Genomic DNA, 15670 nt, shown 5'->3' with positions numbered 1-15670 from the left:
AACGAGCGTTCTCTATTCTAAAAAATACAAGATAGCGCAAGACATAGTTTTGAAAGGGGAATGGTTGTGGTACAACGTCAACCAATCGAATACAATGATGATTCAATCCAGGTTCTCGAAGGCCTTGAAGCAGTTAGAAAACGACCTGGAATGTATATTGGTAGTACTGATGCAAAAGGATTGCATCATTTAGTTTATGAAATCGTAGATAATGCGGTAGATGAAGTGTTAGCTGGGTTTGGTGATCATATTATCGTAAAAATACATGATGATAATAGTGTAACCGTTATTGATCACGGACGTGGTATGCCGACTGGTATGCACAAAACTGGGAAACCGACTTCGGAAGTTATTTTCACGATTCTTCATGCTGGTGGAAAATTCGGTCAAGGTGGATATAAGACAAGTGGCGGACTCCACGGTGTAGGTGCCTCTGTCGTAAACGCTCTATCCGAATACTTAACTGTAACAATTAAACGTGATGGATCCATTTATCAGCAACGATTTGAAAATGGGGGGAAGCCCGTAACTACATTAGAGAAAATCGGAAAAACAAAAGAATCTGGTACAGAAATTCATTTCAAGCCAGATGCATCTATTTTTTCAACGACTGTTTTTAACTATGATACGTTATGTGAGAGACTACAAGAATCAGCTTTTCTCTTAAAAGGTTTAAAAATCCAATTAATTGATGAACGAGATGGTAAATCGGATATATTTGAATACGAAAACGGTTTGGAAGCTTTTGTTCAATACTTAAACGAAGATAAAGAGCCGCTCCATCCAGTTGTTAGTTTTGAAGGCGAACAAAATGAAATTGAAGTGGATTTTGCTTTCCAATTTCACGATGGTTATTCTGAAAATATGGTTTCATTCGTTAACAATGTTCGAACAAAAGATGGGGGAACTCACGAAGCTGGCGCACGTTCTGCGATGACAAGGGTTTTTAATGAATATGCAAGAAAAGTGAATTTATTAAAAGAAAAAGATAAAAACCTTGACGGAGCTGATATACGTGAAGGATTGTCCGCCATTGTCTCGGTTCGAATACCGGAAAACCTTTTACAATTTGAAGGGCAAACAAAAGGAAAATTAGGAACAAGTGAGGCGCGTTCAGCGGTAGAAGTCGTCGTGTCTGAGAAATTATCATATTATTTACAAGAGAATGCCGAAATAGGAACGATGTTAATTAAAAAAGCAGTAAAAGCCCAACAAGCAAGAGAAGCGGCTCGAAAGGCACGTGAAGAAGCTCGAAGTGGAAAGAAACGAAAAAGATCTGAAGCACTTCTTTCCGGTAAACTCACTCCAGCTCAATCGAGAAATCCTGATAAAAATGAATTATATCTTGTAGAGGGAGATTCCGCAGGTGGTTCGGCAAAACAAGGTCGTGACCGACGATTTCAAGCAGTATTACCTCTAAGAGGAAAAGTTATTAATACAGAAAAGGCAAAGCTAGCCGATATTATGAAAAATGAAGAAATCAATACAATTATTCATACAATTGGTGCTGGTGTTGGTGCAGATTTTAATGTTGAAGATGCCAACTATGATAAAGTCATTATTATGACTGATGCGGATACAGATGGTGCTCATATTCAAGTATTGTTACTTACTTTCTTTTATCGATATATGCGACCGTTAATTGAAGCAAAAAAAGTATACATTGCCCTACCTCCACTTTTTAAAGTTAGTAAAGGAACGGGTAAAAAAGAAATTATTGAGTACGCGTGGACCGATGAAGAATTACGTGCAATAACGAAAAAGATGGGAAAAGGTTATGTTATTCAACGATATAAAGGGCTAGGAGAAATGAATGCCGATCAATTATGGGAAACGACTATGAATCCAGAAACTCGAACATTAATACGGGTGAAAATTGATGACTTTACCCGTGCGGACCGGCGGATTTCAACATTAATGGGTGATAAAGTTGAACCGCGGCGAAAATGGATTGAAACGTATGTTGATTTCGGTTTAGAAGAAGGCGCAAGTTTGTTAGACAATGAGAATATTCAATCAGCAAGTGAGGTGGATCGGTAATGGCGCACTCAGAACAACTACTTGATTTACCATTAGAAGAAGTCATTGGCGATCGATTCGGCCGTTACAGTAAATATATTATTCAAGATCGGGCTTTACCGGATGCAAGAGATGGATTAAAACCTGTTCAACGAAGAATTCTTTATGCGATGCATGTAGAAGGAAATACGGCAGATAAACCGTTTCGGAAATCAGCCAAAACGGTAGGGAATGTTATCGGTAATTACCACCCTCATGGTGATTCATCTGTATATGAAGCGATGGTTCGGATGAGTCAAGACTGGAAAATGAGGAATGTTTTAATTGAAATGCACGGAAATAACGGGAGTCTTGACGGAGATCCCCCTGCTGCGATGCGGTATACCGAAGCAAGATTATCAAGTATAAGTGCTGAATTATTACGAGATATCGAGAAGAAAACAGTTGATTTTATTCCAAACTTTGATGATACAGAAGACGAACCGGTTGTTTTACCCGCGCGTTTTCCTAATTTACTTACTAACGGTTCAACAGGGATTTCAGCTGGTTATGCAACAGATATTCCGCCACATAATTTAGGTGAAGTGATTGATGGGGCAATTTTACGAATGCAAAACCCAGACTGTACAGTAGACGATTTAATGAAAGTAATTAAAGGTCCGGATTTTCCTACAGGAGGAATTATCCAAGGAATTGACGGAATCAAAAAGGCCTATGAAACAGGGAAAGGGAAAATTATTGTTCGTGGAAAAGCAGAAATTGAATCAATCCGTGGCGGCCGTGAACAAATTGTTGTCTCAGAAATCCCATATGATGTAAATAAGGCGAATTTAGTGAAAAAAATTGATGAATTTCGTCTTGACCGTAAGATTGAAGGAATTTCAGAGGTCCGTGATGAAACCGACAGAACAGGACTTCGTATCGTCATTGAGTTGAAAAAAGAAGCAGATAGTAACGGGATACTTAATTATTTATTTAAGAATACAGACTTACAAATAACGTATAATTTTAATATGGTTGCTATCTATAATCGCAGACCAAAATTAATGAGTTTACCAGCTTTATTAGATGCGTATATTGGGCATCAAAAAGACGTTGTAACAAAACGGTCAGAGTTCGATTTAAATAAAGCAAAAGAGCGTCAACATATTGTTGAAGGGTTGATGCGAGCTTTATCGATTCTTGATGAGGTCATTGCCACAATACGAGCATCAAAAGACAAACGGGATGCAAAGAATAATTTGATGGATAAGTACCAATTTACTGAACCACAATCTGAAGCAATTGTTTCGTTACAATTATATCGATTAACAAATACAGACATTACCCAATTACAAGCAGAAGCGGACGAACTTGCCAAAAGAATAGATGAATTAACCGAAATTTTAGCTAGTGAAGTAAAGCTACAACAAGTGATAATTACTGAATTGAAAGAAATAAAGAAAAAGTACGCAGACGCTCGGAAATCACAAATTGAAGAAAAAATTGAAGAACTAAAAATAGGTCTTGAAGTTTTAATTAGTAGTGAAGATGTAATTGTCACAGTTACAAAAGAAGGATATATAAAAAGAACAAGTATACGTTCATACAGTGCATCAAATGGTGAAGATTTTGGTATGAAAGATACTGATCAAATTCTTTTCACGTACGAAATTAACACGATGGATGTTTTATTAGTTTTTACAAATAAAGGGAACTACTTGTATTTTCCTGTCCATTCACTTCCAGATATACGTTGGAAAGATGCTGGACAACATATATCAACATTAATTCCAATTGACCGGGATGAACAAATAATTGGGGCAATCCCGGTTAAAGACTTCCAAGCAACAAATTATTTATTATTTGTTACAAAAAATGGGATGATCAAAAAAACTGAGCTTTCTCTTTACAAAGCCCAACGATATTCCAAGCCATTAATCGCTATTAATTTAAAAGATGATGAACTTCTATCGGTCCATTTAACTGATGGGACGAAAGAGATATTCTTATCAACTTATTTAGGTTATGGGTTACGATTTACTGAAGAAGAAGTGAATCCAATTGGTGTACGAGCTACAGGCGTGAAAGGAATTAATTTAAAGGACAATGATTATGTAACTGGCGGATCGATTATTGACAACCACGCACAACAATCAATCGTCGTCGCAACTCAACGCGGGGCAGTGAAGCGAATGTCAATTGATGAATTTGAAGTTTTAACAAGGGCGAAACGCGGATTACTTATGCTACGGGAATTAAAAGCGAATCCTCATCGAATCATTGGTTCTATAGTTGTTAATGAAGAAGATACAGTTGCAATTATTTCAGAACATAATCTAACTGAAACGATTGATGTAAAACAATTACGGTTAAATGACCGTTATTCAAATGGTTCTTTCTTTATGGACGAATCGGAAAGTGGAGAAATTATTCGTTTAACAAAAGTACAGAAAGAGCCAACGAAAGTAAGCAGTACTGAGTTAGAATGAGTGGATTAAATAATGATTTTGAAGCTGTCTAATTATTACAACATTTTTAGACAGCTTTTTATTTATTTATTCACCGCTTTTTGATTGACAAAAATAATTTAGTCGTGTTATATTTAATATTTTGACAAAAAAATAAAATTATGGTACGGTTAATATAGAGTTCATTTAGGAGGGATTGTTTTGTTTCAAGTTGGAGAAAAAGTATTTTATCCTTTGCATGGTGCTGGTGAGATTCAAGGTATTGAAAATAAAGAGGTTTTAGGAAAAGTACAGCCATATTACCTAATCAAAATACCTTGCAGCAATATGGATGTCATGATCCCAGTTGCTAATGCTCGTAAATTAGGTGTACGACCATTAACAGACCCAATGATATTAAAGGAATTATTATTGAGTATTAAAGATTATGAACTTGATAACGAAACACCATGGAAAGATAAGTTTAAACTAATTATGGAAAAAATTAAAAGTGGAGACATAGAAGACACAGCAATTATTTACAAGTATTTAATGGCAAGAAGTAAAGAAAAAATGTTAAACACAAATGAAAAAGCACTCCTAAGTAGGGTACAGAAGTTTTTAGTTAGTGAAATTTGTATGATACAAGATATTAATGAAAATGAAGCGGAACATTTGCTCATCAGTTAAAACGAAATGGTAGAAACGATCTGTCCTATTATTCATCCTTAAGAATTCCAATCATATCGATGATTAAAATAGTTTTTGTATAAATAACAAAATATATTTTTTCTATTAACAAGCATAAAAGAAAATGCTTGTTTTCTTTTTTATTAGGAGTAATTACCTAGATTTATGTTAAGACCTATACCTCATGTATTTATGAATTAAATATAATATGATGGAAATATTCGAAAAGTGGCCCATATTTTATAAAATTATTACATATCTTTTAAAGAGGGACGGATAAGTTTACCAATTCCATTTTTCGAGAATGAATAATCTAGGAGGGCAAATGAATGAAGTTATGTGAAAGTTGTGGAAGTGAGGTACGAGAAGACGTTCAAATTTGTTCATCATGCGGATCTAATATTCGAACTATTCAAGAAAGTGCTGCTTCCCAACAATTTTCAGAGTCAAATTTAACGAATCCAAAACCGGGGTTAAGTGGAAAAACAAAATGGATTCTTATATCGACAATTGTATTTCTTCTTATAGGAGGAATTGTCACAGCGGCTTTTATGTTCAACAACAATCCGAAGAAATTATTTTTCAAAGCAGAAGTAACAACTTTTAAAAATAAGTTAGAAGCGTTAGAGAAGCAGTATGGGGACATATTAGATTTTCAGAAAGCGGCAACTGAACAAACGTCTACATCTGCGGTAACAGTGAAGGGGAATGTGAAGTTTGACAGTGGAAGCTTAAATTCTGATATGATGTTACTACAAGCAATCATTGACCAATTATCAATTGTATATGCAAGTTCTATTATTCCAGAAGAAAAAACAAATTATCAAACGATGGCGTTTCGGATGGGCGATTCAACAATTGTTGATATGGAAATGTTGCAAACAGATAAACAATTTGGAATGAAGATCCCACTTTTGCATAAAGATTTTCTATATTTAAATACGAACCAATTCGGAGATTTCATGAGAACGTTTGATCCTACTTATAGTGGACCGGATACCATTGAAGTTCCACAATATAAATGGAGTGACTTTGAACTTTCAGAAAAAGAAAAGAACCATCTTGTAAATCATTATCGAGAATTTTTCTTAGAAGCATTGAAAGATGATTATTTCAGTGTCGAAAAAGGTGAAAGCTATAAACATAACGATACGAAACTGAAGTTAACAAAAGTTACAATGGCTTTATCGCCTACCGAGACACAGAATGTATTGAAGAGTTTTATCGGTACTATGGCAAAAGATGATCAATTACACGAAATTATCGCGAAACGAGTTGCTAAACTTGCTAAACAAAGTGGAACTGAATTTGATCCGACAATAAACGGAGACTTAACCGATGCCAAATATGTTAAGTCGGAACTAAAAAAATCATTAAAGGATGCTCAGAAAGAAGTTGAGAAAGTAAAAATCAAAGACGGGTTAACCTATACAATATTTGTTGATAAAAATGATCAAATAATCGATCGTAATATAGCATTCGGACTCGATGGTAAAGAATTTGACTTGAATTCAGTTTTATCCACGAAAGATATACCAATAGATAATAATAAAAGATTTCAAGAAACGACATTCTCTATCACACCAACTGATGAGAAGGAAGGGAAAATTCTCGTTACTTATACGAATGATATGAATTCTGGTAAAGAGAAGAGGGTTGAAGATTCCGCCTTGTCTCTATATGTAGAGGAATACAGTGATGTAATATTTGATGGAAAGTTATCCGTTAATTCAACTTATAAAGGAAAAAAACCAAACGAGCAAAAAGCTGATCATCATTTTGTATTGAATGTAGGCGGAAGTGCATTTGGAGATGAGGATGTTCATTTATCTGGATCAGTCAATGAAAATTGGGATTATAACTTGAAAGAAAAGGTTGGAAAAAATAATTACGATATTTCCCTTGATTTTACTGAATTTGATGAAGCTCCATTTTCATTATTATTAAATATTGAGTCAGAAACAAAAATAAAGGAAAAGAAAGATGTAAAAATTCCTTCTTTGGCTGATGGAATAAATGTGGCAGAGTTAAGCGAAGAAGAATTTTATGACTTAATGCTTGAGATTCAGTCTAATGTGGAAGAATTTATGTATAATTTCCAATCTGAATTTTTTGGCTTTTAAGGTGAATGATGAAAAAGACTCTATTTTATAGTTTCTTTCAGCTAAAAATGTTCATAAAGCTTTGGAGACTAGGCATTATTCTTTTTATTGCCCCTATGCTGGTTCTATCCGGCATAGGGTTCATATGTATTCAACTAATATCAAAAGATGGACTTGTCGAGCCGTTTCAAGTTGCAATTGTTGACAATGACCGAACAAAGGCTACTGAGTTTATCATTCAGCATTTAAAGGAAAATGAACAAATAGCTAAAGTCATTACATTTACCGAGTTAAATGAGAAAAGTGCAAATCAAATGATGGAGAAAAATAAAATCACGGCAATAATCTTCATTCCTAATGGATTTAGCCATGATGTGAGTATTGGCATAAATACGCCTGTAACTGTAATCAGTAATGTAAAGAAGCCAATTCAGTCACTTTTAACTGTCCAATTATTGGAAAGTGCAACAAAGTTTACGTCAGCTGCACAGAGTGGTATAAATACGATTTATCACTTTTTAGAAAAAGCCAATGTAGACGAAGAGAGGATTAACGAAGAATATAATAAAAGCCTTGCAACATTTGCACTTCATATATTAGGCCGAGGTGAAATATTCCAAGTTACAAAGAAAACGAGTATAAATCATCATTTACTCGAATATTACTCGAATTCTTTTTATGTTTTAACGATGATGCTTTGGAGTTTTATTGTTTATCTGTTATTAAAGTTCAACATATCAACATCATTAAAGTTGCGCTTAATGACAAGAGGATTAACGGCCAAAGCGAATACAATGGCAAGTTTGATCACATCATTTATTGTGATCACTATTTTAAGTACTTTTTGCGTTATTTTACTTTCACTTATTTTTGACATTCATTGGTTCCAGCTTACCGTTCAATCATTTCTCGTCGTTTTATCATTCGCACTTTTATTCTCACTTATTAGTTCAATATGTAGTAGTAATAAAATATTCATGACTGTAGGATTTTGTATCATTATCATTGGAATAATTGGGGGCGGACATATCATTCCAGTAATCTATTACCCAATTTGGTTAGAACAAGTTGGCAAAATGACCATAAACTATTGGGCACTTTCTTTAATTAGTGGGAAAGGAAACGCTCTTAGTCTTATCGTCTTTAACATTTGCACACTCCTTATGCTAATAATATTATTATTTTTCCAGAAGAAAGATAGTAGAGTAGGTGGTATAGATTGATAAAAAATGTACTAATAAATAAAGAAACGATCCTATTTATCTTTCTTCTACCAATTGCTCTCACTTTTTTTCTTGGTAAATTTTTAGTGGAAGCGGAAGATGGACTTGCCATTCCGATAGCTTTCATTGATGAGGATCATTCATTTTTTTCTAAGCAAGTAATCGAAAGACTGAAACAAAAATCAAAGATAGAAATATACGTAGTAACGAGGGATAAGGCAGAACGTCTTTTAATGAAAAATGAAGTAGATTCTGTTTATATTATTAAAAATAGATTTCAAGAAAATGTGTTAAAAAATCAAGTAGGAGCAGTAGTCGATGTTTGGACAAATGAGAATTCTATCGTAAACGGTATTATTCAGGAAGTCGTTGCTAGTGAAGTGATTCGTTTATCGAGCAATAGTATCGCAGCAAATTGGGTTGTTATGAACTATGAACAGATGGGGTTACAGAATGAACAAACTGCTGAACGTTTATGGGAACAAGCGTATCGTTTTTCCGATGGCCAATGGGAGCCTCAGCCGTTAATGACAGTAAATGCGAAAACAGCTCATGAAAATGGAACAGAGACTTCTCCACCCGTTCAATGTGTAAGTATATTTCCATATATAGGTTTATGGTCGTTTTTTTCCATGTTCTTTATTATTTTTTCACTCGATTGGCTTGTAAAGGAAAAGGAGCGAATCTTACCGCGAATAAAAACGACGAGTAAAGGTTTACAATTTTATATAACAAGACGGATTGCCTTACTATCGCTTTTATTTTGTATTCAGGCGGGGATTACCTTCATTTTGTTTAAGCGACTCCTAGAACTTGAATTAACAATGATACATTTATTTCAAATGATTTACTTCATCAACTTAATTATTATTTTGATTTCGTTTTTAGCTAGTTTATTTTCTAATGGAAATCATTTTTATTTCATTAGCTTTATCTTCGTTTTTATGATAGGGATTTTTGGCGGAAGTTTCTTTCCGGTAACAGAATGGTATGAAGAGCTACCTCTAGACATTCGTTGGCTATTTCCTCAAACAATTCTTACTGGAATAGGGAACACGACTTATTATTTGTTCCTTACCTTGATTGCCAGTATTGTTTATTTTGTTATGCTATGGAGGTTCGAAAAAATAAAGTGATACATGTAGAAGCAATTCGTAAAAAATATGGAAAAAAGGAAGTTTTAAAAGATATTTCCTTTGCCGTCCATAAAGGAGAAATATTCGGCTTAATTGGTCCAAATGGAGCAGGAAAAACAACCTTACTCTCCATATTAGCAACGAATGAATTACCTAATCAAGGTAAAATAACTATGAATGGCTATGATGTTATGAGGGACAGAAAAATGATCCGCGATATGATTGGATTTGTTCCACAAGATATTGCACTTTGGCAGCAAATGACTGTTGAAGAGAACTTTCTCTTCTGGAATCGATTAAATAAAAAACGGATAAATAAGACTGAACTTTATCAGTTATGTAAAAAAGTACAGCTTACAGATCAATGGAAAACGAAAGTTCGTCATCTTTCAGGTGGAATGAAGCGAAAATTAAATATTGCGGTTGCACTGATTCATAATCCACAAGTTTTGTTAATGGATGAGCCAACGGTAGGAATTGATATTCAGTCAAAAATAGAAATTACTCGCTTCATTAAGGAAATGGCTGAGCAAGGAATGACCGTCATCTATACAACTCATGATAGCAATGAAATTCTTTCTTTATGCGATCGAATAGGAGTATTGAAAAAAGGGGAATTTTCGTTTATTGGAACCATTCAAGAAGCAGAGAATCAATTGGAGTTCGAAGGAAAAAGGTTAAAAAACAAAGAAGAGGTATTATATACGTTATTAAATTGAGAACATTCCATCAACTATAAGTGTCACCTTAGTAAAATTATCTCATTTATAGGTGATGGAGATTTCCTAATAGAATAAGTTGTCTATAATAACATTATGTAAACTTGTAGGAAATGTTACAAGTCCAAGTTACAAAGCGTACAAATCATCAATACATTTTTTTATTAAAACAAGATAAATGAATCAAGAAATTATGTAAACTTATTTATAAAATGCACATATGGAATCAATGAACACAGCAATTGAAATGTCATTCCTAACAATGATTTTTTCTGTCGGATTAACAAGTAAAGAAATAGAACAAAAGTCTTTCCAATAATTTTTTCTATCTCAATTTATTAAGATTACTTAATCACTGAGACAATTTTTATGTTGTTTTCCTTTACTTCCTATAATTCATATTATGTAAACTAGAAAAAACGTTCATATGAAGCTCTATTCCCTCTAATTGATAATTTGTTCAAGTACAAAAATCTATGTACAATTAAGACAAGAAAGTTTGTACAATACCATTTGTATATTTTATAGGACAAAAAAGTGTGTACAAACTTTGATTGTTTTCTTGTCTAACCGACCGTCTGTTTATTTAATTTTGAAATAAAGCGGATCATTTTAGTGATTCTTATTTCACTAACGGTACCTTTTAGGTTAAGTATAATGCTTTACAATCATTAAATTATGTGTATGTCTTAATAGCCTTTTAAACTTACCCACTAAACTGAAGAATCCATTTATTAGAGTATTAAAATGGATTTCCGGTTTGAATACTTTTGTAAATCTTTAAAACATCAATCAATATTTCCTTGTTATAACCGGTTTTTAGATTGATTTTTTCTACCCACTCCTCCATACTTTCTAAATTGGGTTCCTTAAACAACCCCTCACTTGTACTTAAAAAACTTTCCCAGTTATAGAACTCCCAATGAGCAATCTCAGATTTATAAGGTACTCTACATTCTAATAAAGGTCTTGGTTTAATTAGATTTTGAGAATACTCAGCAGCCTGTAAAAAATAGTCCATTTCAAATGGCTTTGAATTAAATATTTGTTTTGAAATCTTCCCATTAGGTCTATGGTAAAGAATTTCTATATCATTTTTATTGGCTTGAACTTGTACCTTTGCTCCTGGAAAGAAGCCACTCAATTCTTCATTCGTGTAATCCTCGCTATCTATGTCAATTAAAATAGGATTTAACCATTGGTCTCCTAAGTCACAAAAATACCGATTACCTTTTTCGTTCAATGCTATTACGGCCACGTGAGCATTTTCTGTTTTTAGGTTATGACCAATAGGATAAGACTTAATACCATCCTTTTTAAATTCATCTAGCAACCAAATGGCAAGATCAAAGCAGTTCCCTGACAACCCATATTGTTGTCTATGTTCTCGCATAAGAGAGACATCTCGTTGTTTCTTGCTACTACCTTTTTTATAAAACCAAACTTTAGTCAAAGTTTCCATAGGAAAATCATTAAACTTTTCCCAAGTTGCGAGAATGTCTTTTGTTGCTAACAATATAAACACTCCTTAAATGTTCTTTTATTTATTTCAAATTTTAATTGATAATTTACTTTGGTTAACGAATTTATCTTTAGCCTGTCACGTTGATAGAATAACTTAAACAAAAACAAGCGATAATATTTCTTGGACTAATTCACCAGTTGGTTTAAGTATAATTCTTCATATTTTTATTCTGTATCAAAGGGGATTTAGATAAGACTTTTTGCGAAACCGATACTTTTTTCTACATATCCCATATTTTTGTAAAATTTATGTGCATTAAATCTCTCTGATCGGTTCCCACTATTTAATCCGATACCAGTAGCTCCAATGCTTCTTGCCCAAGATTCTGCTTCTTCCAAAAGTTTTTTCCCTATCCCTTTTCCACGAAATTTAGAATCTACAACAAAGGCTACAATACGAACATAGGAGCCATCCATTTCATAATAATAACCTTTAATCAATCCTATCATCCCAACTATTTTGCCATCAAAAGAAGCCAATAAAGTGTGATAGTCAGGACTCGATTCAATATTATTAAATCGTGTTTTCATACTTTCAATTGTTGTAGGATAACCAAGTTGTTCCACCAGTGAAGTTAATTCCACAATATCATTTATTTTTGCTTCTCTGATTTTCATTTTTTATATCTCCCTATTTTATGCATTTTACTTGTATGGGCTATAGTGTGGTGTTTTTGATTGGAACTCTTTTAAGTTTACAATGTAGTTATCATTATTAAATTCAACTAAAGATACACCATCAAATTCTCCGACCACTCCGTCATATTCATAATTAAAGTACCATTCAACAACTGTTAAATTGCCTTGATGTATAAATTGTTTTATATCCCATAATAAAACTGTTCCTCTCTTATTCCAATCCGCAAACCATCTTTCGATTATTTCTAATCCATGGTATTCAGGTCCATAACATTCACTATATACTGCGTTTAAGTCAAAAGTTTTTCTCAATATTTGACAATTCTTCTTTATCCAAGACTGAAAATAGTTTTCGATAATTTTTTCTCGCTCAACCATCTTATCTCCCCCCTAGCAATTTTCTTTTTAAATTTATAGTTCAATATTCTCTCTTAGAATTCCTTCTTCCCCTAAATGGACCAGTTCACTTGAAAAATTTCACAGACTCACATTTGTAATATAAACACTTATTGTTAGAGAGTCATCATCATAAAGCGGACTGTTTTTCGGGGAATATTCCCACCTTTAAGAATCCATTTTATCAATAGCAATTCTGATTGGAGATCTAAAAGGAGGATATTTAACCCTCTTATTAAAAGGACAGGGAAGATTTTCACTTATATCCTGAATAATATTTTTCATATAATCAATGCGGTTTTTCGGAAAGTAGAAACTTATTTCCCCATGAAAACTTTGGGGAATCTTAGCGATGTACATTGGTATGGAATCATCCGGATAAATACGATTAAACTTTTTCGGATTTTGTACTACCTCCAGCCATTTAATATAACGTTCAATTAATAAGTGTGAAAGAATTTTGTCAATTATATATTTTATACTACTAATATTGCAGTCCATTAAACTCAATCTGTTCTCCGTGGAGGTTGGATTTAATAATTCCTCCAAGTGAGTCATGAAGGAGCCGGCAAGATAGATACTAAACCTTTCACTCAAACATTTAAATTCATAGGTTTTATATGATTTATGATGATTTTCTATTTTCCAAAAAGCATCAACACCTTCACATTCCATTTTCCATAAAACAAATGCAAATGCGTGAGGACATATATCACCGTTCTGCCTTGCTTTATTAAATATTTTCACACATTTGCTGTGTTCTTTAATAATCTTACGGAGAATATATCGAGTAATAGCTTTATATATAGCTCTAGTTTGTTTATAAATTTCAAAGTAGATACTGTCTATTCTATATTTTTCTTTGAAATTATAGGACGAAAAAGAAAATAGATGAGGAAAAAGTTCTTTATAATTATCTTTTAATTGTAGATGATTATTTCTAATATTAAAGATTTCTGCCCCAGAGGAAATTTTTATTATTTCTTTATTCAGAGTATCCTCACTAAAAGCATTAATTAATAATTCGGGTATGAGTCTCAGGTAATCCTTATCTTTTTTATCAACTTCAAGATATTTTTTATAATTATCAAAGGGGTAAATTAGATAGTATTTATGAATTTCTTTTCTAGGTAATTTAAGCCAAGACTTTATAATGTTATTTTGTATTTTTAGTTGCTTTTTCCATGATAAAAATATAGATCTTATGTTTTTTGAGTAAAGAAAATCGTGGCCGCAGTTGCAATGAAAAGCCTCTTGATTACCTTTATTAATAAGATATTCTGGCATTAATCGATTACATTTTATGCACCTATCAATTATTTTTTGTTTAGGATGATAAATACAGTAATCAAAAAATTTAATTTGGTGTAAAATACTATGATATCCTTCACTCAAGCAACTAGGGCAATATGACAAATGGGTGTGAAAATAACTACTTTCATTCTTAATGTTAGGGATTATATGTATTATTTTCTCTACTAAGTTATCATGGTAGTCTTTTAGATCCATTCCAATTATTCTTTCAGTCATTTTAGAATCAATGCTAAAAAAATAAATCAAGTTACGGTGACGGCTACCAGCATTTGATATATTTTTTAACTGCTTAACATTTTCATTTCCGATTAATGCTAAAACAGTATTTCCATCAACAGCATTAGCCCACTTAAACTTTTCAAGTATTCCCCAAGGAGATTCATAATCCTGAATCCAATTAACAGACCAAGTAAATTGAGAGATCACAGCTTTTCACCGCCTTAGCACAAGTAATAACTAATAATCTTACTAATTAATTTGATACAATTCTGATTGAATGTAACCAGAATTGTTAATAGCTTCTTCCCAATGAGATTTTTCTATTGTTGCCAAATCCAAACCGTTATTTCCAAATCGTTTTAAGGCATATTCGATTGTCAAAGTTATATATTGCATGGGAATTTCAACTTTTTGTGGTAGACCATACTCCCTTCTTAAATTAACAAAAACCTGGAATAATTCTTCAGCGGAATGTTGTAATCTATAACCTCTTATAAAGGAATCAGATAAGAAATATTTGGTGAAAGACCAATTACTATTTGAGGGGTATTCACAATAATCATCATATCCCATCAAACAAATCTTTAAATCATTTAAAGATGTAATTCCTTTAAATTGATATTCTTGGCTCATAAAGCGACCTACTATCTGAAACATCTCTCCGCTAATAAATGCAGATCTTTGGTGAACCAATTCTTTTTGTCCAACCAAAATAGTAGTTAGAGTTATACCATAATGATCTAAATCGTTATATAAATCCATTAACCAATCATAATTAATTTCTACAAGTCTTTGAGCATCATCAATAAAAAAAATAACCTTATTATTACCAGCAAAGTCAGCACGTTCTACTAGAAATCTTAATAGCCTTGTTCTTTTCATATTGGATTTTCCGTTTGTAATTATTGAATGTCCAACGGCGTTTAATAAGTCTTCAAAGAAAAAATTTTCATTAGGATTTTTATATTTTCGGCAACGGATATGATACATTGGCGTATTTTCACCAAAATCTTGTGGCAAGTAATTGAGTAAATATGATATAGCTCTCGTTTTGCCAAGCCTAGGACGACCATATATTATAGCACCCGGCGTTCTGTTTTCAATCCATTTATTTACCGTTTGATACATTCTATCAATCTCGTTTGTTGAGATTAAATATTTACCAGTTTCAATAGGATGCGTTCCTTTTGGGATATAGGGCCTTTTTGTATCCCTATTAACATGATTCGATTCTAGGGTTTCTGACATTTCCGAACCTCC

At 32.9% G+C, this 15670-nt stretch carries 12 protein-coding genes; 7 read left to right on the top strand and 5 right to left on the bottom strand.

Going from position 1 to position 15670, the window contains the following annotated elements:
• Positions 1-66 precede the first annotated feature (66 nt).
• The 7 genes from parE (at position 67) to BN2144_RS14435 (ending at position 10318) form a co-directional block, all read left to right on the top strand.
• Entirely contained in the window at positions 67-2040 is a 1974-nt protein-coding gene (gene parE, locus BN2144_RS14465; RefSeq protein ID WP_187367018.1) for a DNA topoisomerase IV subunit B, read from the top strand.
• Positions 2040-4490 carry a DNA topoisomerase IV subunit A gene (parC, locus tag BN2144_RS14460; protein ID WP_033828936.1) on the top strand — a complete coding sequence of 817 codons (2451 nt, stop codon included), beginning with the start codon at positions 2040-2042 and terminating at the stop codon, positions 4488-4490. Before parE ends, parC begins: the two co-directional genes overlap by 1 nt.
• Before the next feature lie 180 nt (positions 4491-4670).
• Positions 4671-5138: a CarD family transcriptional regulator gene (locus BN2144_RS14455; protein ID WP_033828935.1), complete on the top strand. Its 468-nt coding sequence runs from the start codon at positions 4671-4673 to the stop codon at positions 5136-5138.
• A gap of 329 nt (positions 5139-5467) precedes the next feature.
• Positions 5468-7261 (top strand): DUF6583 family protein, encoded by a 1794-nt coding sequence (locus BN2144_RS14450; protein WP_033828934.1) that lies wholly within the window; start codon positions 5468-5470, stop codon positions 7259-7261.
• A gap of 47 nt (positions 7262-7308) precedes the next feature.
• Entirely contained in the window at positions 7309-8463 is a 1155-nt protein-coding gene (locus BN2144_RS14445; protein WP_222860099.1) for an ABC transporter permease, read from the top strand.
• On the top strand, positions 8460-9599 hold the full coding sequence (locus BN2144_RS14440; protein ID WP_033828932.1) for an ABC transporter permease: 1140 nt from the start codon (positions 8460-8462) through the stop codon (positions 9597-9599). The genes BN2144_RS14445 and BN2144_RS14440 overlap by 4 nt, the downstream gene beginning before the upstream one ends.
• Positions 9596-10318, top strand: a complete 723-nt coding sequence (locus tag BN2144_RS14435; protein WP_033828931.1) for an ABC transporter ATP-binding protein — start codon at positions 9596-9598, stop codon at positions 10316-10318. Before BN2144_RS14440 ends, BN2144_RS14435 begins: the two co-directional genes overlap by 4 nt.
• A gap of 742 nt (positions 10319-11060) precedes the next feature.
• On the opposite strand, the gene BN2144_RS14430 is transcribed toward BN2144_RS14435, so the two are convergent.
• The 5 genes from BN2144_RS14430 to BN2144_RS14410 form a co-directional block, all read right to left on the bottom strand.
• Entirely contained in the window at positions 11061-11837 is a 777-nt protein-coding gene (locus tag BN2144_RS14430; RefSeq protein ID WP_033829051.1) for a hypothetical protein, read from the bottom strand.
• A gap of 191 nt (positions 11838-12028) precedes the next feature.
• The gene (locus BN2144_RS14425) at positions 12029-12460 is read right to left on the bottom strand and encodes a GNAT family N-acetyltransferase (RefSeq protein WP_033828930.1); all 432 of its coding nucleotides are present in this window, start codon (positions 12458-12460) and stop codon (positions 12029-12031) included.
• Between the two features lie 27 nt (positions 12461-12487).
• The gene (locus tag BN2144_RS14420) at positions 12488-12859 is read right to left on the bottom strand and encodes a nuclear transport factor 2 family protein (RefSeq protein ID WP_033828929.1); all 372 of its coding nucleotides are present in this window, start codon (positions 12857-12859) and stop codon (positions 12488-12490) included.
• 186 nt (positions 12860-13045) lie between these two features.
• Complete coding sequence (locus BN2144_RS14415; protein ID WP_075047844.1) at positions 13046-14617, bottom strand: TniQ family protein; 1572 nt, start codon at positions 14615-14617, stop codon at positions 13046-13048.
• Between the two features lie 42 nt (positions 14618-14659).
• Positions 14660-15658 carry an ATP-binding protein gene (locus BN2144_RS14410; protein ID WP_033828928.1) on the bottom strand — a complete coding sequence of 333 codons (999 nt, stop codon included), beginning with the start codon at positions 15656-15658 and terminating at the stop codon, positions 14660-14662.
• Positions 15659-15670 lie beyond the last annotated feature (12 nt).

Source organism: Bacillus andreraoultii, from assembly GCF_001244735.1.
In the GTDB taxonomy this organism is placed as follows: domain Bacteria; phylum Bacillota; class Bacilli; order Bacillales; family Caldibacillaceae; genus Caldifermentibacillus; species Caldifermentibacillus andreraoultii.
The sequence above is the reverse complement of the archived record's forward strand: the minus strand, read 5'-3'. Positions and strand labels throughout refer to the sequence as shown.

What these genes read in the sequence shown, in the direction of transcription:
- BN2144_RS14420 (WP_033828929.1), bottom strand. Translation starts at nt 12,859, where the DNA reads ATGGTTGAGCGAGAAAAAATTATCGAAAACTATTTTCAGTCTTGGATA.
- BN2144_RS14450 (WP_033828934.1), top strand. Translation starts at nt 5,468, where the DNA reads ATGAAGTTATGTGAAAGTTGTGGAAGTGAGGTACGAGAAGACGTTCAA.
- BN2144_RS14445 (WP_222860099.1), top strand. Translation starts at nt 7,309, where the DNA reads ATGTTCATAAAGCTTTGGAGACTAGGCATTATTCTTTTTATTGCCCCT.
- BN2144_RS14410 (WP_033828928.1), bottom strand. Translation starts at nt 15,658, where the DNA reads ATGTCAGAAACCCTAGAATCGAATCATGTTAATAGGGATACAAAAAGG.
- BN2144_RS14425 (WP_033828930.1), bottom strand. Translation starts at nt 12,460, where the DNA reads ATGAAAATCAGAGAAGCAAAAATAAATGATATTGTGGAATTAACTTCA.
- parC (WP_033828936.1), top strand. Translation starts at nt 2,040, where the DNA reads ATGGCGCACTCAGAACAACTACTTGATTTACCATTAGAAGAAGTCATT.